Source organism: Mesorhizobium sp. WSM3860 (assembly GCF_002294995.1).
GTDB lineage: Bacteria > Pseudomonadota > Alphaproteobacteria > Rhizobiales > Rhizobiaceae > Mesorhizobium.
Genome location: NZ_NSGF01000004.1, coordinates 130031 through 155657, shown reverse-complemented (window position 1 = coordinate 155657; position 25627 = coordinate 130031). Strand labels below are relative to the sequence as shown.

Here is a 25627-nt window from a genome sequence, read left to right as displayed (position 1 = left end):
GGCAAACCTCCTCCCGATTTCCGCTTGCATCGGCCAAAACGCGATGTGAACATGACCCGAAGCTGCCTGTTATCTTCCAGTCAAGCGAGGGCTTGAAGCACTTCAGGTCAGCTCATCCCGGGAGACGAGAATGAAGAAATTTGCCGCCATTGCCGCCCTGTCCGCATCAGCACTTGGCCTGTCGGCCGGAGCATCTTTTGCCGACTACACGCTGAACATCCTGCATTTCAACGATTGGCATAGCCGCATCGAAGGCAATAACAAATACGAGTCGACATGTTCCGCGGAGGAGGAGACCAAAGGCGAGTGCATTGGCGGCGCCGGCCGGCTGGTCACCGCGATCGCCCAGGAGCGCAAGAAGCTCGAAGGTCAGAACGTGCTGCTGCTCAACGCGGGCGACAGCTTCCAGGGATCGCTGTTCTACATCACCTACAAGGGAGCGGCGGAGGAGGAATTCCTCAACCAGCTCAAGCCCGACGCGGTGACGCTCGGCAATCATGAGTTCGACGACGGCGAAAGCGCGCTGGTGCCTTACCTCGACAAGGCGAAGTTCCCGGTGGTCAGCGCCAACGTCGTGCCCAACGACAAGTCCGGCGCCGCGGGCAAGATCAAGCCGTCGATCGTGGTCGAGGTCGGCGGTCAGAAGATCGGCATCGTCGGCGCCGTTACCAACGACACGCCGGAGCTCGCCTCGCCCGGCCCCAACATCGCCATCCAGGACGACGTCAAGTCGATCACTGCCGAGGTCGAGAAGCTGAAGGGAGAAGGCGTCAACAAGATCATCGCCGTCACCCATATCGGCTACAACCGCGAGCGCGATGTGATCGCCAAGATTCCGGGCATCGACGTGGTGGTCGGCGGCCACAGCCACACGCTCCTGTCCAATACCGATCCGAAGGCGGCGGGCCCCTACCCGACGATGGTCGACAACCCCGACGGCTACAAGGTGCCGGTGGTGCAGGCGGCCTCCTATTCGAAATATCTCGGCGAGTTCAAGGTCGTGTTCGACGACAACGGCGTCGTCAAGGAAGCCAGCGGCGACCCGATCTACCTCGACAAGTCGATCACGCCGGATCCTGCCGTTCTCGCCCGCATCAAGGAGCTCGGCGCACCGATCGAGGCGCTGAAGAACAAGGAAGTGGCCGAGACCACCAAGCCGATCGATGGCAGTCGTGAAAGCTGCCGCACCCGCGAATGCGAGATGGGCAATCTCGTCTCGGACGCCATCCTCGATCGCGTCAAGGGCCAGGGCGTCGAGATCGTCATCTCGAACGGCGGCGGCCTGCGCGCCTCGATCGACCAGGGTGTCGTGACCATGGGCGAGGTGCTGACCGTGCTGCCCTTCCAGAACACGCTGGCGACCTTCAAGATTTCCGGCAAGGATTTGGTGGCCGGCCTGGAAAGCGGCCTCAGCCAGGTCGAGGATGGCGCCGGGCGCTTCCCGCAGGTCGCCGGCTTGAAATACTCCTTCGACAAGTCGGTCGCCCCCAATGCCGGCCGCGTCAAATCGGTCGAGGTGATGGAGGACGGCGCCTGGGTGCCGATCAACCCGGACAAGCAGTATCTCGTTGCCACCAACAACTATGTCCGTCAGGGCGGCGACGGCTACAAGGTCTTCGCCGAAAAGGCCACGGACGCCTATGACTATGGCCCGGGCCTGGAGCAGGTGGTGGCCGACTATCTTGGCGCGCATCGGCCCTACACGCCGAAGCTTGACGGCCGCATCACCGAGATCGGCGCGACGACAGCGGCAGCAGAGCCGGCAAAACCTGCCGAGACGGCCACGACGGCGCCTGCTGCCCAACCCGCGAAGCCGGCCGAGACAGCACCGGCGACCAGCGAGCCTGCCATGCCGGCTTTGCCGTCCAATTCCGGCGACATCGCCGGGACGCCGCCGGCCGTTCCGGCCGAGACGGCACCGGCAACGTCGGAGACAGCAAAACCTGCCGAGACTGCCCCGGCGACCGTCGCCCCTGCGACCGAACCCGCCAAGCCGGCCGAGACAGCGCCTGCCGAGGCTAAGCCGGCCGCAACCGGTCCGGAGACCAGCCCAGAGACCAGCCATGTGGTTGCCGCCGGCGACACCTACTGGGATCTGGCCAAGAAAAACTATGGCGACGGTAGCAAGTGGAAGCTGATCTCCGAGGCCAACAAGGACTACAGGCCGCGCCGTCTGCCGCTCGGCGCAACGCTGACCATTCCGCCGGCCGCAAAGTAACCTTTCGCCGGAAATTCATGGCACCCGTCCGGGGGACCGGGCGGGGTGTTCCGTTTTCCGACGCAAACGCGGTAAGGTGCGTCCAGACGCAGCATTCCAAAATCGACACGGCATCGCTAGTTTTCGCGCCGACAACCGGAGACCGTCGATGACGCTTGCCAATCCTGCCGATGCGAAAGCCGCCAAGACCGCCGGTCCGGCGCCGGCGGGTGCCGCGCCGGTGAAGGCGGGCAAGATCGGCATCATGCTGATCAATCTCGGCACACCCGACGGCACCGATTTCAATCCGATGTGGCGCTATCTCAGAGAATTCCTCTCCGATCCGCGCGTCATCGAGCTCAACAAGGCGATCTGGTATCCGATCCTCTACGGACTGGTTCTCACAACGCGGCCGACAAAGTCCGGCGCCAACTACGCCAGGATCTGGAACCGGGAGAAGAACGAGTCGCCGCTGCGCACCTTCACCCGCTCGCAGGCGGAGAAGCTCGCCGTTGCGCTTGCTGACCTGTCGGACGTCGTGGTCGACTGGGCCATGCGCTACGGCAATCCCTCGACCGGCAGCGTCGTCGGCCGGCTGGTCGAGCAGGGCTGCGAGCGCATCCTCACCTTTCCGCTCTATCCGCAATATTCGGCGACGACGACGGCGACCGCGAACGACCAGCTGTTCCGGGCGCTGATGAAGATCAGGCAAGCGCCGGCGATCCGCAGCGTGCCGCCCTATTATGACGAGCCGGTCTATATCCACGCGCTCGCCCGTTCGATCGAGCAAAACCTGGCGACGCTCGATTTCGCGCCGGAGGTGGTGATCACCTCCTACCACGGCATCCCGAAACCCTATTCGGACAAGGGTGACCCTTACCAGGCGCATTGCCTCGAGACGACGCGGCTGCTCAGGGCAAGGCTCGGCTGGGACGAGACGAAGCTCATCACCACCTTCCAGTCGCGCTTCGGCGCCCAGGAATGGCTGCAGCCCTACACCGACGTCACTGTCGAGAAGCTGGCGAAGGACGGCGTCAGATCGATCGCGGTCGTCAATCCGGGTTTTTCCGTCGACTGCATCGAGACGCTGGACGAGATCGGCCGCGAGGCCGCCGAGACATTCCACCATGCCGGCGGCAAGAACTTCGCCCACATACCTTGCCTCAACGACAGCGCCGAGGGCATGGCGGTGATCGAGGCGCTGGTGCGGCGCGAGTTGGGCGGCTGGGTGTGACGGGCTTCACCGACAGGCCTTGAAACCGGTGCGCAAAAGCCTCCGCTAACCAATATTCATGATCACCTGATTGTAACGTTGCGGAAACACACTTAAGTGATTCCGTGAGGTCGCCGCCTTTGAGGGAGAAACGAAATGGGCTTCAGCGGTTTCGATATCGCCATCATTGTTCTTGTCTTTCTCGTCATCATCCTTCTTTTCAAAGGCATCAAGACGGTGCCGCAAGGTTACAACTACACGGTGGAGCGTTTCGGCCGCTACACCAAGACGCTGACGCCTGGCCTCAACATCATAAACCCGATCTTCGAGCGCATCGGCGCCAAGATGAATATGATGGAACAGGTGCTCGATGTTCCGAGCCAGGAAATCATCACCCGCGACAACGCCATAGTCGGCGTCGACGGGATCGCCTTCTTCCAGATCCTCAACGCGGCGCAGGCCGCCTACCAGGTCTCCGGTCTGCAGAACGCCATCCTCAACCTGACCATGACCAACATCCGCACCGTCATGGGTTCGATGGACCTCGACGAGTTGCTCTCCAACCGCGACGCCATCAACGAGCGCCTGCTGCGCGTCGTCGACGAGGCGGCGCATCCGTGGGGCATCAAGATCACCCGCGTCGAGATCAAGGATATCAACCCGCCGGCCAATCTTGTGGAATCGATGGGGCGCCAGATGATGGCCGAGCGCGACAAGCGCGCCCAGATCCTCGCCGCCGAAGGCTTGAAACAGTCGCAGATCCTCGAGGCCGAGGGCCGCAGGGAAGCCGCCTTCCGCGACGCCGAAGCGCGCGAGCGCTCGGCGGAGGCCGAGGCCAAGGCGACGCAGGTGGTGTCGGAAGCCATCGCCAAGGGCGACGTGCAGGCGATCAACTACTTCATCGCCCAGAAATACACCGAGGCGCTGGCCAAGATCGGCTCGTCCAGCAATAACAAGATCGTGCTGATGCCGCTGGAGGCCTCGTCGCTGATCGGGTCGCTGGGCGGTATCGGCGAGATCGCCAGGGAAGTCTTCAGGAATGACGGGCCTTCCGGCGCGCAGCGTCAGGGCGCGCGCCCGCCGCTCGTGCGGCCGAGCGATAACTGATCCGATGCCGTCTGGGTGGGGAGAAGGTCAATGATCGAGCGCATCGTATCGGAACTCGGCCCGTGGAACTGGATGGTCCTCGGCTTCGTGCTCCTGGTGATGGAAATCGTGGCGCCAGGCGTGTTCATGCTGTGGATCGGCATCGCGGCCCTGATCATTGGCGCGATATCGCTGCTGGTCTGGGACGCTGCCTTCTGGACCTGGCAGGTTCAGGTCCTTGCCTTCCTGGTGCTGTCGTTGGTCTCGGCCTTCGTCGGCAAAAAGGTGGTAGGCGATCGCAGCGTCAACGCTGACCAACCACTGCTCAACCGCCGCGGCGCCCAGATGGTCGGCCGCACGGCGACGCTCTCCGAACCGATCCAGAACGGCCGCGGCCGCATCAGGCTGGGGGACACGCTGTGGCGCGTCTCCGGCCCGGACCTGCCAGCCGGCACACAGGTTCGCGTGACGGGCGCGGCAGATACCGATCTGGAGCTGACGGTAGAGGCCGTCTGAGTTTGCGGATTTCCTATTCTGAAGCCGTTTGGGAATCAGGCCTGCGTATCCTGAGTCTCGCCCATCTCAGGCGGCGCCGATGCGCAGCAGATCGTGCAGATGCACGAGCCCCACGGGGCGATCGGCCTCGACCACCATCAGACTGGTGATGGCCGATGTATTGATCGTCTGCAGCGCCGTCGCCACGAGCGTGTCGGGGGCAGCCGTCTTCGGCTTCTTTGTCATCACCTGATCGACGTTCATCGACAGAAGATCATCGGCAATGTGGCGGCGGATGTCGCCGTCGGTGATGATGCCGATCAGCGCACCGTCGGCGCCGGTGATCGCCACGCAGCCAAAACCCTTGCGCGACAGCTGGACGATCGCTTCACGCATTCCCGTGCCCGACGGCACCAGCGGCAGCCGCTCGCCGACATGCATGATCTCGCGCAGTTGCATCAGGTTGGCGCCGAGCTGGCCACCGGGATGGAAGGTGCGGAAATGGTCCGGCGTGAAGCCGCGCGCCTCGAGCAGCGCGATCGCCAGCGCATCGCCCATGACCAGTTGCAGCAGCGCCGATGTCGTCGGCGCCAGCCCGTGCGGACATGCCTCCGGTGCGGCCGGCAGCAACAGCACGACGTCCGCGGCGCGCGCCAGCGCCGAATTCTCACCCGAGGTGATGGCGATCAGCGGGATCGAAAAGCGCCTGGAATAGGCGACGATGCCCATCAGTTCCTTGCTCTCGCCCGACCATGACATGGCGATGATGGCGTCGTCCCTGGCGATCATGCCGAGATCGCCGTGATTGGCCTCGGCCGGATGGACAAAAAAGGCGGGCGTGCCGGTCGAGGCGAGCGTCGCTGCGATCTTTGAGCCGATATGGCCGCTCTTGCCGACGCCGGTGACGATGACGCGGCCTTCAATGCGCGAGATGGCATCCACTGCGGCTGCGAATGGTTCGGACAAGCCGTTGCCGAGAGCGGCTGCAAGCGCGGCCATGCCGGCCTGCTCCGTCGCCACCGTTCTCAGCGCCGATTCAATCGCTGCCTGCCTGTCCGGCTGCTTTCTTTCTGAGGATCCCGCGTGCATGGCAGATGCCATTAGCGCCATGTCGCCCGCCTGTCCAACGGAATTCCCGTTTCGCGTGCGTCGCGGACAGTGCAATTGGCCTGTTTCAACCCTCCGTTAACCATCCGCATTTACGGTCCGATAAGTATGGCGCGCCTGCGCCGCGCAAGCAGTGGTGATGATGTCCGGGGGCGAGCCAGATACAAAAAGGGGTCGGAAGGGCATTGCCGTTGCAGCGCTTTTGCTGACGGCAAGCGTTCTTGCCTTGCTGCGCACCGTGCCGGCATTTTCGCAGGAAACCGAGCTGCGCGGCGAGGTCTCCGAATCGGCAATCCTGGCCGACCAGCAGCGCAAGGCGAGACAATTGCGCGCGCAAGGATCGCTGGATCAAGCGGCTCCGGCGGCCCAGGCGGCTGAGGACCAGACGCTCGCAAATCCTTATGAGCCGGCAAGCCCAGGCGCGGTGCCCGACGAGGACCAGACCGGGGGCGCGGCGGCGAGCATCTTCGACCAGCCGCAAGCCACCGACGACCCCTTCGCCGACAATCAGACAGCGGCCGCGCCACGCCGGCCTTCGACTGCCAGGCAGCGCGCAGCCGATGCCAAGGCGAAAAGCGACGCCAAAGCGGCCGACAAGAAAAAGGCCAAGAAGAAGCCTGACCAGACGACCGACAGCACGGCCAAGGCCGCCACCGGCGATCAAGCCGATACGGCGGCCACCGAGGATGACGGGGCGAACCGCCGCGCCGTCACCATCGACAGCGTCGACCGGCAGAAGCTCGATCCCGGCGCGGAGCGCACAGGATCGATCGACGGCCAGAAAGTGAAGCTGGAGGACGATCCCTTCGCCGCCCCCGGCATCAAGCTCGGAACCTTTGTCTTTCGTCCCACACTCGAGCAAGGCCTCACCGCGACTTCCAATGCCGATGCCAGCGCCGGCGGCAGGTCGGCTGTGCTGTCCGAAACCGCGCTGCGTTTCTCCGCCACCTGGGACTGGCGCGAGAATTCAGCGCTGATCAACGGCTACGGCCTTTTTCGCAACACGCTTTCGGGCCAGAAGATCAACGATGCGCAGGGCCGGATCGAAGGCCAGCTCAATGTCGACCTCGACAATGAGCTGCGCGCCATCGCCAAGCTCGGCTATGAAGCGGTGCCGGAATCGGCGTCCTCGCCGGATGCGATTGCCGGCGTCACCTCGCAGCCGCTGCGGCAGACCATGGACGGTAGCCTCGGCATCGAGAAGGATGTCGGCAAGATGCGCTACGCGCTGACCGGCGCGGTCACGCATGACTTCTACGGCGACGCCAAGCTTTCGGATGGCACCGTCTTGTCGCTGAAGGATCGCGACTCCACACTCTACTCTGCGACCTTGCGTACCGGCTACCAGGTCTCGCCGGCCATGACGCCATTCGTTGAGGTGGAAGCCGGCCGGCGGGTCTACGATCTGCGCCTCGACGGCAACGGTTTCGAGCGCTCCTCGACGCGGCTCGGCGCGCGCGCCGGCCTGGAGCTCGACATGCGCGACAAGCTCTCCGGCGAGTTCTCCGTCGGATGGCTGCGCGAAGGCATCGATGACGACCGTCTGCCGGCTATTGCCGGGCCCTACGTCAACGCCGACCTCAAATGGTCGCCCGAGCGCGGCACCATCATCGGGCTGACCGGAAGAACCACCATCGAGACCACGACCACCGCTAACGAGAGCGGCGACCTCCTGTATTCCGGGCGGCTCACCGGCGAGCGGCAGGTCCGCGCCAACCTGACGGCGAATTCTGCGCTCGGGCTCGATTGGCGCGACTACACCGGTTCCGATGGCCACGATCTGATCCTGAGCGCCGAGGCCGGCCTGACCTGGTGGCTGAACCGCTACGCCGGCCTCACCACAAGAGTCAGGACGGAGAAGCTCACCAGCAACCTTCCCGGTCGCGACTATGTCGCCAACAGCGTCTATCTCGGCCTGAAGGTGCAGCGCTGACGCTCCGTCATCCTCGCGCCAGCGGGTGACGCGCAGATCCCAAGGATCCGCGCCGCTTGGCCAACACCTAGGAAGCGGCGCCGATCCGCTCCGTCGGCCGCACTTCGTCCAGCAGCGTGCGGATGACCCCGGCCATGCTCGCATTCATGTCGCTGCGCCAGAGCGCGAAGGCGACATTGGCCTCGACGAAGCCTTCCGGCGAGCCGCAGTCGAAGGTGCGACCCTTATAGTGATAGCCATAGAAGGGCTGCTGCTTCTCCAGCTTCAGCATCGCATCCGTCAGCTGGATCTCGTTGCCGGCGCCGCGCTCCTGGCTTTCGAGGATGCCGAAAATCTCCGGCTGCAGGATATAGCGCCCGTTGATGAAGAGATTGGAGGGCGCCGTGCCCGCCTTCGGCTTTTCCACCATGCCGGTGATGCGGAAGCCGTGATGGGTGTTCTCGCCACGGCCGACGATGCCGTATTTATGGGCCTCGGCCGGGTCGCAGTCCTGGACGGCGATGATGTTGTTGCCGGTCTCGGCATAGAGTTCGACCATGTCCTTCATGCAGCTTTTTTCCGACTGCATGATCATGTCGGGCAAAAGCAGCGCGAACGGTTCGTCACCGACCAGTTCACGCGCGCACCAGACGGCATGGCCAAGCCCCATCGGCACCTGCTGGCGGGTGAAGCTGGTCTGGCCCGGCGCTGGCTGCAGCCGCTGCAGGCGGGCGAGCTGGTCGTCCTTGCCGCGCTGGGCGAGCGTGTCGTAGAGCTCGAACTGGAGGTCGAAGTGATCCTCGATGACCGCCTTGTTGCGCCCGGTCACGAAAATGAAATGCTCGATGCCGGCGTCGCGCGCCTCGTCCACCACATACTGAATGACCGGCCGGTCGACGACCGTCAGCATCTCCTTCGGAATGGCCTTGGTGGCCGGAAGAAACCGTGTGCCGAGACCGGCGACCGGGAAAACTGCCTTGCGAACTCGCTTCATGCTCCACCCATCCGTTTGAGCCCATTATCCGCGCGGCGATCCGCTCCGCAATCCCCCCGAACATTTTCGCGCCGGAATGTTGAATTACCCGAGCGGCTGGCCTGAAAATCGAAAGTTAAAGCACCGACCTCTCTTTTCGTTCCTAGTGGCACCTATGGTAAACTAAATACTAACCGGGTTCGGCGTTGAATGATCCTTCCTAATTTGATGAAGGAGGAAAAGGATGTCCGTTCGCAACAGCGCAAGGCGCCTGACGGCACTTGTGACGGCCGTGGGCCTCACGCTTGCCTTTCTGATGCCCGCCGGACCCGCTTTCGCCGATGCGGGTTTCCGCCAGTGGGTCGCGGGCTTCCGTGCCACCGCGGTTTCGGGCGGCGTTTCCGGCGCAGTCTACGACAGGGCAATGAGAGGCATCGAGCCCGACCCGGTCGTGCTGGAAAAGGCCCGCACCCAGCCGGAATTCACCGCCCCCGCCTGGGATTATTTCGACAACCGCGTGCATGACCAGTCGGTGACCAACGGTCAGGCAATGGCGCGCAAATGGAAGCCGTGGCTGGATCGGATCGAGGCGCGGTTCGGCGTCGATCGCAATATCCTTCTCGCCATCTGGTCGATGGAATCGAACTATGGCGAGATCCTCAAGCGCGATGACATCATGCGCAATGTCATCCGTTCGCTGGCGACCCTTGCCTATGGCGACCCGAAGCGGTCGAAATATGCCCGTACCCAGCTGATCGCGGCGCTGAAGATCCTGCAGACCGGCGACATAGACGAAAGCCATCTGATGGGTTCCTGGGCGGGCGCGATGGGTCAGACGCAGTTCATCCCGACCAGCTATCAGCACTACGCGGTGGACATGGACGGCAATGGCCGGCGCGACATCTGGAATTCGATACCCGACGCGCTGGCTACTGCCGCGAACCTGCTCAGGAAGAATGGCTGGCAGGCCGGCAAGACCTGGGGCTATGAAGTGACCTTGCCGCCGGGCAAGCTGCCCGCCGGATCGAAGACGCTGGCGCAGTGGCAGGCGCTCGGGGTTGCGAGGGCCAACGGCAAGCCGTTCAGGAACCTGAGCGACAAGGCGACGCTGAAGGTGCCGGACGGCAGGGGCGGACCGGCCTTCCTGATGATCAGGAATTTCTCGGTCATCAAGGCCTACAACAATGCCGACAAATATGCTTTGGCCGTCGGCCTGCTCGCTGACGAAATCGCGGGTGGCACAGGCCTTATGCAGGACTGGCAGCGGCCTTTCACCAAGCTCAGCTTCGAGCAACGGCAGGAACTGCAGAAGCGGCTTTCCGAGCACGGCTATTATGACGGCAAGTTCGACGGCAAGATCGGCGAGGGGTCGAAGGCCGCCATCATGGCCTACCAGGCGAAGGTCGGCTTGACCCAGGATGGCTATCCGAGCCTGGAAGTGCTGAAATGGCTCCGGAAGCAATAGGGCCGCCCATGGCGTGAAGCATCCTTTCAAAAGCGGAAAGGATGCTGTAGCGCTTCGGCCTGCGCATGACTTGCCGACTTTTTGCGTTGTCATGCGCCAAGGGATGGAGACTTTCATTGGTTACGGTCGCGCGTGTCTGGCTGATCGTTCGCCGCCTGCCGATTCTCGTCCTGGCCATCGCCGTGCTTGCCCTCGCCGGCTCAAGCGTCTTTCATACCCCGGCTTTCGCGCAGGAAGACGGAAGCCGCGGCTGGTCGCTGCGCGATCTTCTTTTCCCGCGCCGCAGCGAGCGCATTGAACCCCCTGCCAATGTCCAGCCGGTGAGGCCGAAGCCGAAGGCCAAAAAACCCAAGCCGCGCCCGCCGGCCGAGCCGGAGGCGCCGGTCGTCGAAAAGTCGCCGGATGCGCGCGTCGTGCTGGTGGTCGGCGATTTCCTGGCGGGCGGGCTCGCCGAGGGTCTGGACGTCGCTTTTGCCGACAATCCGGCCGTCAGGATCGTTTCGCGCAGCAACGGCTCGTCGGGCTTCGTGCGTGACGATTTCTACAACTGGCCGGTCGAGATCAAGTCGCTGCTCGAGACGGAGAAGCCGTCCGTCGTGGTGGTCATGCTTGGCTCCAACGACCGCCAGCAGATGCGCGTCGGCGACGTGCGCGAGCAGCCGCGCTCCGAGAACTGGACCAAGGAATACGAGCGCCGCACCGATGCACTGGGCAAGGCCATTCAAGATGCAAAGGTGCCGTTCCTGTGGGTCGGCATGCCGGCGTTCGGCGCGGCGAAGATGACCTCGGACATGCTCGCCTTCAACGACATCTATCATTCGGCCGCACAGACCCATGGCGGCGAGTTCGTCGACGTCTGGGACGGCTTCGTCGACGAGAACGGCGCCTTCGTCACCTCAGGTCCCGACATCAACGGCCAGCCGGTGCGCCTGCGCTCCGACGACGGCATCAACGTGACCAAGGCCGGCAAGCGCAAGCTTGCGTTCTATACCGAAAAGCCGCTGGCCAAGATCCTCGGGCTGGCGGCACCCGGAAGCGTCACCACGGTTTCCGCGCCGGCGGGCGCTCCGGTCGAGGCGTCGAAGCCTGCCGCGGCTCCTGTCATCGTCGACCGCACCGCGCCGATGCTGCTCAGCGACCCCGCGCTCGACGGTGGCACCGAGCTGCTGGGTGCCGCACCGCCGGCCAAGGCCGATCCGAAGCTGCCCGGCGGAAAGCTGACCGTCGAGGGCAAGGCGCCGGCCGCCTCGCCCGGCCGAGCCGACGATTTTTCCTGGCCGCCGAAGACGCCGACCGCTTCGTCGGAGACCACGACAGCGGTGCGTCGGTAGGGCCGCAACGGAAGAGCCTATCGTGGCTGCAGGTGGACTCAGCGGGGGAGTACGCTAGACCCCATCAGCGCCTCGTCGATCGCGCGCGCCGCCTGGCGGCCTTCGCGGATCGCCCACACCACCAGCGACTGGCCGCGGCGGACGTCGCCCGCGGCATAGAGCCTGTCGATGCTGGTTCTGTAGTCGCGGTCGTTGGCCTCGACGTTTCGCGAGCGGCGGCTGTCGGTGACCACCTTTATCTCGCCGTCCAGCTCCTTCATCACGCCGTCATTCGCCGGACCGGCAAAGCCGATGGCGATGAAGGCGAGATCGGCGCGGATGACGAACTCGGTGCCGGCGATCGGCTTGCGCTTCTCATCGACCTCGCAGCAGCGGACGCCGGTCAGCTGGCCATCCTCGCCGATGAATTCGAGGGTCGCCACCTGGAATTCGCGCTCCACGCCCTCGGCCTGCGAGGAAGACGTGCGCATCTTCGTCGCCCAGTAAGGCCAAACCGCGAGCTTGTCTTCCTTCTCCGGCGGCTGCGGACGGATGTCGAGCTGCGTCACACGCACCGCGCCTTGCCGGAAGGCGGTGCCGATGCAGTCGGACGCGGTGTCGCCGCCGCCGACGACGACGACATGCTGGCCGCCGGCGATGATCGGATGTGACGGCCAGGCCACCGATTGGATCGGCTCGCCGCCGACGCGGCGGTTCTGCTGCACGAGATACGGCATGGCATCATAGACACCGCTGAGATCCTCGCCCGGAATGTTGGCCGGGCGCGGCGTTTCCGAGCCACCGCAATAGAGCACGGCGTCGTGCTCGGCGAGGAGCTCGGCAACCGGCTTGTCGAGGCCGACATTGACGCCGCAATGGAAGCTCACGCCCTCGCCCTGCATCTGCTCGATGCGGCGATCGATGTAATGCTTCTCGATCTTGAAGTCGGGAATGCCGTAGCGCATCAGCCCGCCCGGCCGGCTCTCGCGCTCATAGACATGCACATCGTGGCCGGCGCGGCCGAGCTGCTGGGCGGCGGCCATGCCGGCCGGCCCGGAGCCGATGACGGCGACCCGCTTGCCGGTCTTCCTTTCCGGCGGGTAGGGCCGGATGTGGCCGGTCTCATAGGCCTTGTCTGCGATCGCCTGCTCGACCGTTTTGATGGCGACCGGAATGTCCTCGAGGTTCAGCGTGCAGGCTTCCTCGCAAGGCGCCGGGCAGATGCGGCCGGTGAACTCGGGGAAATTGTTGGTCGAATGCAGGTTGCGGATCGCGCTGTCCCAGTCGCCGTTGTAGACGAGGTCGTTCCAGTCCGGAATCTGGTTGTGGATCGGGCAGCCGGTCGGCCCATGGCAGAACGGGATGCCGCAATCCATGCAGCGCGCGGCCTGTTTCTCGACCTCCTTGTCCGACATCGGCAGCGTGAATTCGCGGAAATGCCGGATGCGATCCGAGGCGGGCTGGTACTTGTGCACCTGCCGGTCGATTTCGAGAAACCCTGTTACCTTGCCCATAGTCCAGTCCCTGCTGTCCGAAGGCACGCTCGAAAGTCTAGCTTGTCGGCGCACCCGTTAACCCCTTAAGGCCGCCGTGGCAACCTTGGTCCGAGGTCAGGATTGTTGGTGAGGATGCCGGCCGGGCGATTATCTCCCCGGCCGTGCCCGAAGCCTATTCCGCCGCCACGCTCATGCGCATGCGTTCCATCTCGATCAGCGCCCGGCGATATTCCACCGGCATGATTTTTCGGAACTTCGGCCGGAAGCTTGCCCAATTGTCGAGGATCTCGCGGCCGCGCACCGAGCCCGTGTAATGGACGTGGTTCGAGATCAGCTGATAGAGCCGCTCCTCGTCGTGGCTGGTCATGTCTCCGGAGACGTCGACGCGGCCCTTATGGTCGAGGTCGCCGCCGTGATGGAGCAGCTTCTCCATCAGGTCGTCCTCTTCCGGAACGGGCTCCAGCTCGACCATCGCCATATTGCAGCGCTCGGCGAAATCGCCTTTCTCGTCGAGCACATAGGCGACGCCGCCCGACATGCCGGCGGCGAAGTTGCGGCCCGTTTTGCCGATGACGACGACGATGCCGCCGGTCATGTATTCGCAGCCATGGTCGCCGACGCCTTCGACGACGGCGGCCACGCCGGAATTGCGCACCGCGAAGCGCTCGCCGGCGACACCGGCGAAATAGGCCTCGCCCTCGGTCGCGCCATAGAGCACCGTATTGCCGACGATGATGGAGTCAGCCGCGACGATCTTGGCCTCTTCCGGCGGCCGGATGACGATGCGGCCGCCCGACAGGCCCTTGCCGACATAATCATTGCCGGCGCCGACCAGCTCGAAGGAAACGCCGCGCGCGAGAAACGCACCGAACGACTGGCCGGCCGTGCCGGTGAGCTTGACCTGGATCGTGTCCTCGCGCAGCCCTTTGTGCTTGAAGCGCTTGGCGACTTCGCCCGACAGCATCGCGCCGGCAGAGCGGTCGACATTGCGGATCGGCAGCTCGATGCTGACCGGCTGCTTGGCTTCGAGCGCCGGCTTTGCCAGCTCGATCAGCTTGCGGTCGAGCACGTCGTCGATCGGATGCTTCTGCCGCTCGGTCCAGTGCAGCGCCTCGTGCGGCGCGTCGGGCTTGAAGAACATCTTCGAGAAGTCGAGCCCGCGCGCCTTCCAGTGCTGGATCACGTCGCGCTTCTCCAGAAGGTCGGTGTCGCCGATGATCTGGTCGAGATGGGTGAAGCCCATTTCGGCGAGCAGCGCGCGCACCTCCTCCGCCACGTAGAAGAAGAAGTTGATGACGTGCTCCGGCGTGCCCTTGAAGCGCTTGCGCAGCACCGGGTCCTGCGTCGCCACGCCTACCGGGCAGGTGTTCAGGTGGCACTTGCGCATCATGATGCAGCCGGCCGCGATCAGCGGCGCTGTCGAGAAGCCGAACTCGTCGGCGCCGAGCAGCGCGCCAATGATGACGTCGCGTCCGGTGCGCAACCCGCCGTCTACCTGCAGCGCCACGCGGGAGCGCAAGCCGTTGAGCACCAGGGTCTGATGCGTCTCGGCGAGGCCCATTTCCCACGGGCTGCCGGCATGCTTGAGCGAGGTCAGCGGCGAAGCGCCGGTGCCGCCGTCATAACCGGAGATCGTGATGTGATCGGCGCGCGCCTTGGCGACGCCCGCCGCAACCGTGCCGACGCCGACCTCCGACACCAGCTTGACCGACACATCGGCCGCCGGATTGACGTTCTTCAGGTCGTATATCAGCTGCGCCAGATCCTCGATCGAATAGATGTCGTGATGCGGCGGCGGCGAGATCAGGCCAACACCGGGGGTCGAGTGCCTGACCTTGGCGATGGTGGCGTCGACCTTGTGTCCGGGCAACTGACCGCCCTCGCCGGGCTTGGCGCCTTGGGCCACCTTGATCTGCATGACATCGGAATTGACCAGATACTCCGCGGTCACGCCGAATCGCCCCGACGCGACCTGCTTGATTGCCGAGCGTTCCGGGTTCTTGCCGCCGCCGGGCAGCGGCAGATAACGGTCGGCCTCTTCGCCGCCCTCGCCGGTGTTCGACTTGCCGCCGATGGCGTTCATCGCGCGCGCCAGCGTGGTGTGCGCTTCCCGGGAGATCGAGCCGAAGGACATCGCCCCGGTCGAGAAGCGCTTGACGATCTCGGCCGCCGGCATGACGTCTTCGAGCCCGACCTTCTTGCGGCCGGTCTCTTCCGCCAGCTTGATCTTGAACAGGCCGCGGATGGTCTGGGCGCGCGCGGTCGCGCTGTCGATCTGCGCCGAATACTCCTTGAACGTGTCCCAGGAGCCCTGGCGCACGGAATGCTGCAGGCTGGCGACCGCATCCGGCGACCACATATGCGCCTCGCCGCGCATGCGGTACATGTATTCGCCGCCGACCTCGAGATTATTGCGCAGCACCGGGTCATTGCCGAAGGCATCGGTATGGCGGCTGAGTGTCTCGGTGGCGATCTCGTCCAGCCCGACGCCCTCGATCAGCGTCGCGGTGCCGGTGAAGTACTTCTCGACGAAGTCCGACTTCAGCCCGATCGCGTCGAAGATCTGCGCGCCGCAATAGGACTGGTAAGTCGAGATGCCCATCTTGGACATCACCTTGAGGATGCCCTTGCCGATCGACTTGATGTAGCGGGAGACGACCTCGTATTCGTCGACCTCCTCCGGCAGCTCGCCGCGCCTGTGCATGTCGAGCAGCGTGTCGAAGGCGAGATAAGGGTTGATCGCCTCGGCGCCGTAGCCGGCCAGGCAGCAGAAATGATGCACCTCGCGGGGCTCGCCGGATTCGACGACCAGCCCTACCGCGGTGCGCAGGCCCTTGCGGATCAGGTGATGGTGCACCGCCGCGGTGGCGAGAAGCACGGGAATGGCGATCCGGTCCGGCCCGACCTGGCGGTCCGACAGGATGATGATGTTATAGCCGCCCGCTACCGCCGCCTCGGCGCGCTCGCAGAGCCGGTCGATGGCGCCCTGCATGCCGGCAGCGCCCTCGTTCGAGCCGTAGGTGATGTCGATCGTCTTGGTGTCAAAACGGTCCTCGGTGTGTCCGATGGAGCGGATCTTCTCGAGATCGCCGTTGGTGAGAATCGGCTGGCGCACTTCAAGCCGCTTGCGGCGCGACGTGCCGACGAGATCGAAAATGTTCGGCCGCGGCCCGATGAAGGACACCAGGCTCATCACCAGTTCCTCGCGGATTGGGTCGATCGGCGGATTGGTGACCTGGGCGAAGTTCTGCTTGAAATAGGTGTAGAGCAGCTTCGACTTGTCCGACATCGCCGAGATCGGCGTATCCGTGCCCATCGAGCCCACCGCTTCCTGGCCGGTGGTGGCCATAGGCGCCATCAGAAGCTTGGTGTCTTCCTGCGTGTAGCCGAAGGCCTGCTGGCGATCGAGCAGGCTGACATCCTTGCGCAGCGCTCGCGGCTCGACCGGCTTCAGCTCTTCAAGGATCAACTGCGTGTTGGCGAGCCAGGTCTTATAAGGGTGCTTGCTCGCGATTTCCGACTTGATCTCCTCGTCCGAGATGATGCGGCCCTTGGCAAGGTCGATCAAAAGCATGCGGCCGGGCTGCAGCCGCCACTTCTGCACGATCTTTTCCTCTGGCACCGGCAGCACGCCGGCTTCCGAGGCCATGATGACGCGGTCGTCGTCGGTAACGATGTAGCGCGCCGGGCGCAGGCCGTTGCGGTCGAGCGTCGCGCCGATCTGGCGCCCGTCGGTAAAGACCACAGCCGCCGGCCCGTCCCACGGCTCCATCAGCGCGGCGTGGTATTCGTAGAACGCCTTGCGGTCTTGGTCCATGAGCTTGTTGCCGGCCCAGGCTTCCGGGATCAGCATCATCATGGCGTGGCTTAAGCTGTAGCCACCCTGGAACAGGAATTCGAGCGCATTGTCGAAGCACGCCGTGTCGGACTGGCCCTCATAGGAGATCGGCCACAGCTTCGAGATGTTGTTGCCGAACAGCTCGGAATCGACCGAGGCCTGACGCGCCGCCATCCAGTTGTTGTTGCCGCGCACCGTGTTGATCTCGCCGTTATGCGCGACCATGCGATAGGGATGCGCCAGCTTCCATGACGGAAAGGTGTTGGTCGAAAAGCGCTGGTGGACGAGGATCAGCGCCGTCTCGAAGCGCGGATCTTTTAGGTCCTTGTAATAGGCGCCGACCTGGTAGGCGAGGAACATGCCCTTGTAGACGATGGTGCGCGCCGACAGCGACACGCAATAAGCGCCGACATCCTTGTTGTCGTTCTCGGCATAGATGCGGCCCGAGATCACCTTGCGCAGCAGGTAGAGTCTCGCCTCGTACTCCTCGTCGTCCGGAATGTCGGCCGTGCGGCCGATGAACACCTGGCGATGGAACGGCTCGGAGGCGACAATCTCCGGCGCCTTCGACAGCGACGAATTGTCGACCGGCACATCGCGGAAGCCGATGAGCGGCAGCCCTTCGGACTGGGCCGACTCGGCGATGATGTCCTCGATATGGGCGCGAAGTGCTGCGTCCTGCGGCATGAACCAGTGGCCGACGCCGTACTGGCCGGCCGGCGGCAGTTCGACGCCCTTTGCCGCCATCTCGTCGCGGAAGAACCGATCCGGAATCTGCACCAGCACGCCTGCGCCGTCGCCGACCAGCGGATCGGCGCCGACAGCGCCGCGATGGGTGAGGTTTTCCAGCATCGCCAGACCGTCCTCGACGATCTGGTGCGACTTTACGCCCTTCATGTTGGCGATGAAGCCAACGCCGCAGGCGTCATGCTCGTTGCGCGGATCGTAGAGGCCTTGCGCGATCAAACCATTGGCGGTGGTACGAGTTTTGACGGCTGCCGCTTTCGTCTGCGCGGCCTGGCCGTTGATCGCAGATGGCGTCAGTTCCGTCATCGTCCTGTCCTCCGTTCCGCACCCTGGCGGTGATTTCCCTCGGGGGCGCTGGTTTGCCTTGGGAAGCACGACGCTTCCCTTCATCCTTGCTGCACGTCTCGCGAAATTCTTGCCGAACCATGCGGCCATACGCCCGGTTCGCATCCGGTATCGTACAGGCCAGAGCGGAGCCGTCTACCCGCCGCTCGCGACAATGGCCGGAATGGCAGCGATGATATGCCAGTCCAGCCTGTTTTGTGCGACAAAATAAGACAGCACTACTGTCCTAAATTTTTTATGACAGAATTCGCGGACCTGCACAAGACCGATTCACAAAAATCTTGGCCGCGCCGCGACACAAAATTTCGTGACAATGTCGAAAAATGTAAGCTTCGGTCGCAGCACAACGGAACGCCGGTGGCTTCACCGCTTTGCCCAGGATTGGCCCTTGCTCTTTCGGCGCCAAAGCAGTCAAGTCGCGCCGCTTTCTGCCAATCACCATACGGACCTCTCGATGTTCTTTGCATCCGACAACTGGGCGGGCGTCCATCCCGACATTTCGGCGAACCTTTCCCGCCACGCAGCCGGCATCGCGACCGCCTATGGCGATGGCGACCTGGACCGCGCCGTCTACAGCCGCTTCAGCGAGATCTTCGAGCGCGATGTTCAGGTCTTCTTCGTCGCCACCGGCACCGCAGCCAACGCGCTTTCGATGGCGGCGTTGAACCGTATCGGCGGCATCGCCCTATGTCATTCCGAAGCGCATATGAATGTCGACGAGTTCGGCGCGATGGGCTTCTACACCGGCGGCGCTCGTACGGCGCCGGTTGCGGGTCCCCTGGGGCGCATCAACCCGCAGGCTCTCGACAGCGCCATCAAGCGCTATTCGCAGGACCTTGCGCCGGCCGGCCAGCCGATGGCCGTGACGATCACCCAGGCGACCGAGGTGGGCACCGTCTACACAGTCGACGACGTCAAGGCGATCGCCGAGGTCAGCCGCAGGCACAAGCTGCCGCTGCATATGGATGGCGCGCGCTTTGCCAATGCGATCGCCGCGACCGACGTCACGCCGGCGGAAATGACATGGAGGAGCGGCGTCGACCTGATCTCCTTCGGCGGCACCAAGAACGGTTGCTGGATGGCCGACGCGGTGGTGGTCTTCAACCCGGACGTCGGCCAGGATCTGCGCCTGCTTCGCCAGCGCGCCGGACAGACCTTTTCCAAGGCGCGTTTCATCTCGGCGCAATTCGAAGCCTATTTCACCGACGACCTTTGGCTGAGGATGGCGCGGCATGCCAATGCGATGGCGGCACATCTCGCCGAGACGATCGAGGACGCGCCGGCGGGCAAGCTCGCTTGGCTGCCGCAGGCCAACGAAGTGTTCGCAATCTTCGAGCGCGCGGTTGCCGAAAAGCTGCAGGCCGCCGGCGCCAAATTCTATGAATGGGGCGTGCCGCAGGGTTTCGATGGCCATCTCGGCGATAAGGAAGCGATCTACCGTTTCGTCGCCAGCTTCGCCACCACCGCGCAAGAGATTGACCGTCTCGGCCAACTGCTCTCAAAATGATCAGGCGACGAAAGGCCGCAGCAACAGTTCGAGGCCGAGCAGGATCAAAAACGCCAGAAACCATCGGCGAAATGTCGCCGCGTTGATTTTCTGGCGCAGGACCTGTCCCAGCCACATGCCGAGCAGGGCCGGCAGCACGGCCAGCAAGGACATCGCCAGGTGCCCGACCTCGAAGGCGCCATGCGAGGCAAGGCCCAGCGCCAGCGCGATCGTGGAGACGGTGAAGGAAAGGCCGAGGGCCTGGATGAGATCGTCCCGGCTCAACCCAAGCGCCTGGATATAGGGCACTGCGGGCACCACGAAGACGCCGGTGCCGCCGGTGACCAGTCCGGTGAGAAAGCCCACGACCGCCGAAGACCAGCGCTCGGCTCTCGCCGGAACCGCAGGCTGCCTTGCGAGCAGGCTGTAGGTGGCATGGACGATCAATGCCGCGCCGAGACCGGCGGTCGTCCACTTGACATTGTCGCTGGCCAGTAGCCGCGAGCCGGCCACGGTGCCGATCACGATGCCGGCCATCATCAGCCACAGCCGTCGCAGGGTCGACGCAAAGCTCGGGCCGGCGAAGAGCTGCCAGACATTGGTGACGAAAGACGGCACGATGAGCAGCGAGGCGGCGGTGACCGGCGGCATCACCGTGCCGAGCAATCCCATCGCCAGCGTCGGCAGGCCCATGCCGGTCACACCCTTGACAATCCCCGCCAGCAGGAAAGTGGCTACGATTGTTGACGTGAGGAACAGGGAGAAAGCGGGCATCGCCCTTCATGAACAGGCAACGCCGGCTTCAAAAGAGCCAGAGCGATTCGATGTTCATGGCACAAAAAAGCGGCGCCCCCTTCGGCGCCGCTTTCGTCTCGGAGGGAGACGTTTCTTAACATGGAACCCGCGGCTTACGCGGCGGCCTTGGCCTCGATCTGCTTGGCCTTGTCCGAAGACGAGGTGATCGCGATCTTGCGCGGCTTCAGCTCTTCCGGAATGTTGCGCTTGAGGTCGACGAAGAGCAGGCCGTTCTTCAGCGTGGCGCCCTCCACCTCAACGTGGTCGGCGAGCTGGAAGCGACGCTCGAAGGCGCGCGAAGCGATGCCGCGATAGAGCAGCTCCGAACCCTCGCCGTTGTTCTCTTCCTTGCGCTCACCCTTGACGGTCAGCACATTGCGGTGCGCCTCGATCGAGATCTCGTCTTCCGAGAAGCCGGCAACCGCCATCGAGATGCGATAGGCGTTCTCGCCGGTACGCTCGATGTTATAAGGCGGGTAGGTCTGCGCGCTTTCGGGCTGGCCGAGCGTGTCGAGCATGGTGAACAGCCGGTCGAAACCGACGGTCGAACGATAAAGCGGGGAAAAATCAACGTGACGCATGATGTGTTCTCCTGTTGAGCAACATGGTTTGCGTTTGACCCGGTACGAAACCCTCGAAAGGCGTCCCGGATAGGCCAGCGGCCCCGACATCGGCGGCCGCAACCTCCATTTGGGAAGCGGAAAAGCCCATTTCAAGAACTTCGCGCATCAACTTGCCCTGCGATTTTTTCGCTCGATGAACGCCAGATGAACCGAGGCTTCGGCATCCGTTCAGCCTGGGCTCGCTAGGCTGTCAACAATACGGACATGCGGCGCCTCGATCGGGTGCGCCGCGACGAGGCCGAACCGGGTGCAACGTCCCTTCCTCCCGGATCGACAGAGGCCGGAAGCGCGCCGCAGGCGCTTCCGGCCTTCCCGTTTCGCGGAAGCGCGCGAATCCCGCAACCCTTTGCTTTTGGCGCATGGCCGTCTATCACCGTGGCGACGCCTGGCCTGCTCGGGCAAGAAAGCAATCAACGAAGCGCCGAATGACGGATCTTTTCTATCTGACTGAGGGCAACCCGCCGCCGCAGAACGCTGCCGGCGGCTTCTTCACCACCCGCGACGGCAGGAAGATCCGCTATGGCGTTTTTGCCGCCGTTGCTCGCCCGCTGCAGGGCACGGTGGTGCTCCTGACCGGCCGCAACGAGTGCATCGAGAAATATTTCGAGACCATCCGCGATCTCGCCGACCGCGGCTTCGGCGTCGCCACTCTCGACTGGCGCGGCCAGGGCGATTCCAGCCGCCTGCTGCGCGACCGGCAGCGCGGCTATGTCCGCAGCTTCCGCGACTACACCCGTGACCTCGAACAGTTCTTCGAGGAGATCGTGCTGCCCGATTGCCGCGGCCCCTATTACATTCTCGCCCATTCGACGGGAGCGGTGATCGCGCTGCTTGCCTCGCCGTCGATGGTCAACCGGGTGCGGCGCATGGTGCTGATCGCGCCTTTCCTGGCCGTGCCCGACTTGCGGGTTTCGATCACCACCATACGTCGCGTCTGCGCGGTGTTTTGCGCGCTGGGCCTCGGCCGCCTCTATGCCGCCTGGGGGCCGCGTCCGAAATTGCCGACGCCCTTCGAAATGAACAAGGTGACGTCCGACCCGGAGCGCTACCGGCGCAATACCGACATTTACAGGGCTTGGCCTCAGCTGGGTCTCGGTGGTCCGACCATCCGCTGGCTCAAGGCCGCAGCCGCAGCCGCCGAGGCGGTCAGCGACCCCGATTTCATGGCAAGGATCCAGGTGCCGATGCTGATCGTCGCCGCCGGCGCCGACCAGGTCGTCTCGACCAAGGCGGTGGAAACTTATGCCCGGCGGCTGCGCGTCGGCTCGCTGTTGATCATCGACGGCGCGCATCATGAGATCCTGCAGGAGAAGGATCTCTTTCGCGAGCAGCTCCTGGCGGCCTTCGATGCCTTTGTTCCGGGCAGCGGCGACGCTACCTGATCACGGATCAGCCGCGCAGCGCCGCCATTGCCGCGGCGTGCAATTCCGGCGTCGCCGCCGCCACTATGTCGCCGCCGTTTTCCGCCGGCCCGCCGTCGAAAGTGGTGACGACGCCGCCTGCCTTTTCGATGATCGGGATCAGCGCCACGATGTCGTAAGGCTTCAACCCCGGATCGGCGACGATATCGACGCTGCCCGCCGCCACCATGGCGAAGGCGTAGCAGTCGGTGCCGTAGCGGGCGAGTTGCACCTGTTTCTCGAACTCGTCGTAGCGATTGCGCGCCGCGCCCTTGAACAGCGCCGGCGTGGTGGTGAACAGGGTCGCTTGCGAAAGCTCCTTCGTCTTGCGAGTCGCGAGCTTGCGCGGGCCGCCCGGGCCTTCGTAATGCGAGCCGGTGGCATTGGCATAGAACAGTTCGCCGGTGAAAGGCTGCGACATCAGGCCGGCGACAGCATCGCCGTCGACCGTCAGTCCGACCAGCGTTCCCCAGACCGGCAGGCCGGAAATGAAGGCGCGTGTGCCGTCGATCGGGTCGATGACCCAGACATGCCGGCTCGAAATGTTCTCGCTGCCATGCTCCTCGCCGAGGATGCCGTGGTCGGGGTATTCCGTTGAAATAAGCGCCCGGATCGCCCGCTCGGCCTCGCGATCGGCCTCCGTCACCGGATCGAAACTCTCCGCCAGCTTGTTGGCGACCGCGGCCTGGCTGCGGAAGCGCGGCAAGGTCTCGGCGGCGGCGGCACGCGCGATGCGCCGCATGAAGTCGATGCTGATATCCAACTCACTCTCCCCGTCGCGGCAACCATCCGGCAGCCGCTGTCTTCTGCCGGACCGGAGCGTGCAACCGGGTCAGGCGCCCTCGCCTGTTGCCTCAAAGTCACACGTCAGGCGCCGAAACCGAATTTGCACATCATATTGAATTAAAAAAGCCTGAAGTCGATTGACATTTGTGCATCGCACAATACTTTTGTTCTCGGACAGCTTATCCTGTCCATGCCCTCCTTGGGCGTTTCCTCCCTAGACTTCGACCGTGTCGTGAAAACGATGCGGTCTTTTTTTGAGCCGCGGAGCGCCGCGCCGTAGTCATTCGGCGGCGAGCGGCAGGTCGAGGAAATGATGGCCGGGCATCGACATCAGTTCCGCCGAAAACCGCGTCAGGTCGTCGGCTAAAGCGTCGAAGCCGGCTGATTTCTGGAATGTCCGCTCGTTCATGTAAAGCCCGCGATTGACCTCGATCTGCAGCGCGTGGAGATGGCGCGCCGGCCGCCCGTAATGCTCGGTTATGAAGCCGCCGGCATAAGGCTTGTTATGCGCGACAGCGTAGCCCATTCCGGTGAGCAAGCCGATCGCCCTCTCGGTCAGAGCCGCGGTGGCGGAAATGCCGAAGCGGTCGCCGATGATGAAATCCGGCCGCGCGCCGTTGTCGCCGACCCGGACGCTGGCCGGCATCGAATGGCAGTCGATCAGCACGGCATAGCCGAAGCGGGCATGAGTTCTGGTCAGCAGCCGCTTCAGCGTCTCGTGATAGGGCTTGTAGACGGCCTCTATACGTCCCACGGCCTCGGAGAGCGGCAGACGCCCGGGATAGATGTCGAGCCCCTCCCCCACCAGCTTCGGCACGGTGCCCAGCCCGCCCGCGACGCGGGCCGACCGGATATTGCAGAAGGACGGCACCGGCTCCGCGAACATGCGCGGATCGAGCTCCCACGGTTCGCGGTTGACGTCGAGATAGGCGCGCGGAAAATTTGCCGCCAGCATCGGCGAGCCGAGCGCGACGGCGCCGCCGAACAGCTCATCGACATAGCAATCCTCCGACCGGCGTATGGCGTTGCGGTCGAGCCGCGACATAGCCAGGAAGCGCTCGGGATAATGGCGGCCGCTATGCGGCGAGTTGAACAAGAAGGGTACGCGTTGCTGGGCGCCCGATCGGATTTCGAAGGGTGGTACGCCCAAAAAATCCTCGGCTGCCGTCTTCAATTTGAACGAACCAGGACGAAGCACTGCGTCATGATGCGAAACTGCCATCTTGCGCCCGGCATGTCCAGCATTTCGGCCCCGCGAAACGCACAGTCGAAGTGGTCGCGACTAGGCCAACGTTCACTTGATGTTTACCGTCTCCTCCTCATATACAGGATGGTTAACGGCCTTGCCCGGCGGCAGGCTTGGGGCGGGTGATTCGGACGGGAAAAGATGGCACGCATTCTGCTGGCGGAAGACGACGACGATATGCGCCGGTTCCTCGTCAAGGCGCTGGAGCGCGCCGGCTACCAGGTGAGCGATTTCGACAATGGCGCCAGCGCCTATGAGCGGCTGCGCGAGGAGCCTTTTTCACTGCTTCTGACCGACATCGTCATGCCGGAGATGGACGGCATCGAGCTTGCCCGCCGCGCCACCGAGATCGATCCTGACCTCAAGGTCATGTTCATCACCGGCTTCGCCGCCGTCGCGCTCAATCCGGATTCCAAGGCGCCCAAGGACGCCAAGGTGCTGTCGAAGCCGTTCCATCTGCGCGACCTCGTCAACGAGGTCGAGAAGATGCTTCAGGCGGCCTGAGGGTTTTTCCGACCGACGCATCTCGCCCAAAACGGCACAGCGGTTTGGGCAGACGACATCCACCAAACAAAGATCTAAGCGCGTCACTCGAATCCGTTTCGACGCGACGCGCTTCAGGCATCGGCGCTTCCCGCCGCTGCGGCAAAACGGAGCTTTCTTTTCTTGTACCTGCTATTGACGCGCCGGACCAAAAATGGTGTATGCGCGGCTTCGGATGGGCGTGTAGCTCAGCGGGAGAGCACTGCATTGACATTGCAGGGGTCACAAGTTCAATCCTTGTCACGCCCACCATCCAGCCAGATCTAGAGAGTAAGGCGGTAGGGCTTTGCCGCTGCTCCGCGACTTCATTCCCCCTACCGCCCCGCTCCCTTATTGCCCCCTACTTTCATTGCGGCGTCGGATCGGGCGAATGACCGGGATTGCCGCCGCCGCCCTTGCCTTCACGGCACGGCGCGTCGCCGATGCCGCAGCATTTGGCGTTGTGCGTAATGTTCGGCTTGATGTTGTCGCAGTCTCTGCTGGTCGTCTTGCAGCCGGCCAGAACAGAAACGGCGATGGCTGCGAAAAAGACGTTTCTTGAAACGATAGACATGTGTTTCTCCT

The 25627-nt window shown here is 63.9% G+C and carries 19 protein-coding genes and 1 tRNA gene; 11 read left to right on the top strand and 9 right to left on the bottom strand.

What is annotated here, in order from left to right; genetic code table 11:
• Nucleotides 1-130: 130 nt before the first annotated feature.
• From CK220_RS09575 to CK220_RS09560, 4 genes are all read left to right on the top strand, one after another.
• Nucleotides 131-2218: a 5'-nucleotidase C-terminal domain-containing protein gene (locus CK220_RS09575; RefSeq protein WP_095811300.1), complete on the top strand. Its 2088-nt coding sequence runs from the start codon at nucleotides 131-133 to the stop codon at nucleotides 2216-2218.
• Nucleotides 2219-2366: 148 nt separating this feature from the next.
• Nucleotides 2367-3431, top strand: coding sequence for a ferrochelatase (gene hemH, locus CK220_RS09570; protein WP_095811299.1), 1065 nt, complete (start codon nucleotides 2367-2369; stop codon nucleotides 3429-3431).
• Nucleotides 3432-3566: 135 nt separating this feature from the next.
• The gene (locus tag CK220_RS09565; protein WP_095811298.1) at nucleotides 3567-4517 is read left to right on the top strand and encodes an SPFH domain-containing protein; all 951 of its coding nucleotides are present in this window, start codon (nucleotides 3567-3569) and stop codon (nucleotides 4515-4517) included.
• A 30-nt stretch (nucleotides 4518-4547) separates the two neighbouring features.
• On the top strand, nucleotides 4548-5012 hold the full coding sequence (locus CK220_RS09560; protein WP_095811297.1) for an NfeD family protein: 465 nt from the start codon (nucleotides 4548-4550) through the stop codon (nucleotides 5010-5012).
• Between the two features lie 66 nt (nucleotides 5013-5078).
• Here CK220_RS09560 and CK220_RS09555 read toward each other — a convergent pair whose 3' ends face one another.
• Nucleotides 5079-6080, bottom strand: a complete 1002-nt coding sequence (locus tag CK220_RS09555) for a KpsF/GutQ family sugar-phosphate isomerase (protein ID WP_095811474.1) — start codon at nucleotides 6078-6080, stop codon at nucleotides 5079-5081.
• A gap of 160 nt (nucleotides 6081-6240) precedes the next feature.
• On the opposite strand from CK220_RS09555, the gene CK220_RS09550 reads away from it, so the two are divergent.
• Nucleotides 6241-8031, top strand: a complete 1791-nt coding sequence (locus CK220_RS09550) for an outer membrane beta-barrel protein (RefSeq protein ID WP_095811473.1) — start codon at nucleotides 6241-6243, stop codon at nucleotides 8029-8031.
• Nucleotides 8032-8098: 67 nt separating this feature from the next.
• Here CK220_RS09550 and galU read toward each other — a convergent pair whose 3' ends face one another.
• The gene (galU, locus tag CK220_RS09545; RefSeq protein WP_095811296.1) at nucleotides 8099-9004 is read right to left on the bottom strand and encodes a UTP--glucose-1-phosphate uridylyltransferase GalU; all 906 of its coding nucleotides are present in this window, start codon (nucleotides 9002-9004) and stop codon (nucleotides 8099-8101) included.
• Between the two features lie 223 nt (nucleotides 9005-9227).
• Here galU and CK220_RS09540 point away from each other — a divergent pair, with 223 nt between their 5' ends.
• On the top strand, nucleotides 9228-10448 hold the full coding sequence (locus CK220_RS09540) for a lytic murein transglycosylase (protein ID WP_095811295.1): 1221 nt from the start codon (nucleotides 9228-9230) through the stop codon (nucleotides 10446-10448).
• Between the two features lie 116 nt (nucleotides 10449-10564).
• Nucleotides 10565-11779 (top strand): DUF459 domain-containing protein, encoded by a 1215-nt coding sequence (locus CK220_RS09535; RefSeq protein ID WP_095811294.1) that lies wholly within the window; start codon nucleotides 10565-10567, stop codon nucleotides 11777-11779.
• 38 nt (nucleotides 11780-11817) lie between these two features.
• On the opposite strand, the gene CK220_RS09530 is transcribed toward CK220_RS09535, so the two are convergent.
• Nucleotides 11818-13272 (bottom strand): glutamate synthase subunit beta, encoded by a 1455-nt coding sequence (locus tag CK220_RS09530; RefSeq protein ID WP_095811293.1) that lies wholly within the window; start codon nucleotides 13270-13272, stop codon nucleotides 11818-11820.
• A gap of 154 nt (nucleotides 13273-13426) precedes the next feature.
• Complete coding sequence (gltB, locus tag CK220_RS09525; RefSeq protein ID WP_095811292.1) at nucleotides 13427-18145, bottom strand: glutamate synthase large subunit; 4719 nt, start codon at nucleotides 18143-18145, stop codon at nucleotides 13427-13429.
• A gap of 493 nt (nucleotides 18146-18638) precedes the next feature.
• Here gltB and CK220_RS09520 point away from each other — a divergent pair, with 493 nt between their 5' ends.
• Nucleotides 18639-19691: a low specificity L-threonine aldolase gene (locus CK220_RS09520; protein WP_095811291.1), complete on the top strand. Its 1053-nt coding sequence runs from the start codon at nucleotides 18639-18641 to the stop codon at nucleotides 19689-19691.
• Here the strand turns inward: CK220_RS09520 and CK220_RS09515 are convergent, their stop codons facing one another.
• Both CK220_RS09515 and CK220_RS09510 read right to left on the bottom strand, forming a co-directional pair.
• Nucleotides 19692-20444 (bottom strand): sulfite exporter TauE/SafE family protein, encoded by a 753-nt coding sequence (locus CK220_RS09515; RefSeq protein ID WP_095811290.1) that lies wholly within the window; start codon nucleotides 20442-20444, stop codon nucleotides 19692-19694.
• Nucleotides 20445-20578: 134 nt separating this feature from the next.
• A complete protein-coding gene (locus tag CK220_RS09510; protein ID WP_067002526.1) occupies nucleotides 20579-21046 on the bottom strand; it encodes an Hsp20 family protein in 468 nt (155 codons plus the stop codon).
• Between the two features lie 467 nt (nucleotides 21047-21513).
• Here CK220_RS09510 and CK220_RS09505 point away from each other — a divergent pair, with 467 nt between their 5' ends.
• The gene (locus CK220_RS09505; protein ID WP_095811289.1) at nucleotides 21514-22470 is read left to right on the top strand and encodes an alpha/beta hydrolase; all 957 of its coding nucleotides are present in this window, start codon (nucleotides 21514-21516) and stop codon (nucleotides 22468-22470) included.
• A 7-nt stretch (nucleotides 22471-22477) separates the two neighbouring features.
• On the opposite strand, the gene hisN is transcribed toward CK220_RS09505, so the two are convergent.
• Together hisN and CK220_RS09495 are read right to left on the bottom strand one after the other, a co-directional pair.
• On the bottom strand, nucleotides 22478-23251 hold the full coding sequence (hisN, locus tag CK220_RS09500) for a histidinol-phosphatase (RefSeq protein ID WP_095811288.1): 774 nt from the start codon (nucleotides 23249-23251) through the stop codon (nucleotides 22478-22480).
• Between the two features lie 303 nt (nucleotides 23252-23554).
• Nucleotides 23555-24496, bottom strand: a complete 942-nt coding sequence (locus tag CK220_RS09495; RefSeq protein ID WP_095811287.1) for an N-formylglutamate amidohydrolase — start codon at nucleotides 24494-24496, stop codon at nucleotides 23555-23557.
• 165 nt (nucleotides 24497-24661) lie between these two features.
• Here CK220_RS09495 and CK220_RS09490 point away from each other — a divergent pair, with 165 nt between their 5' ends.
• Together CK220_RS09490 and CK220_RS09485 are read left to right on the top strand one after the other, a co-directional pair.
• Complete coding sequence (locus tag CK220_RS09490; protein ID WP_006199474.1) at nucleotides 24662-25024, top strand: response regulator; 363 nt, start codon at nucleotides 24662-24664, stop codon at nucleotides 25022-25024.
• A 216-nt stretch (nucleotides 25025-25240) separates the two neighbouring features.
• Nucleotides 25241-25315 (top strand) — tRNA-Val (locus CK220_RS09485).
• A 94-nt stretch (nucleotides 25316-25409) separates the two neighbouring features.
• Here CK220_RS09485 and CK220_RS09480 read toward each other — a convergent pair.
• Nucleotides 25410-25616 carry a hypothetical protein gene (locus tag CK220_RS09480; protein ID WP_095811286.1) on the bottom strand — a complete coding sequence of 69 codons (207 nt, stop codon included), beginning with the start codon at nucleotides 25614-25616 and terminating at the stop codon, nucleotides 25410-25412.
• Nucleotides 25617-25627 lie beyond the last annotated feature (11 nt).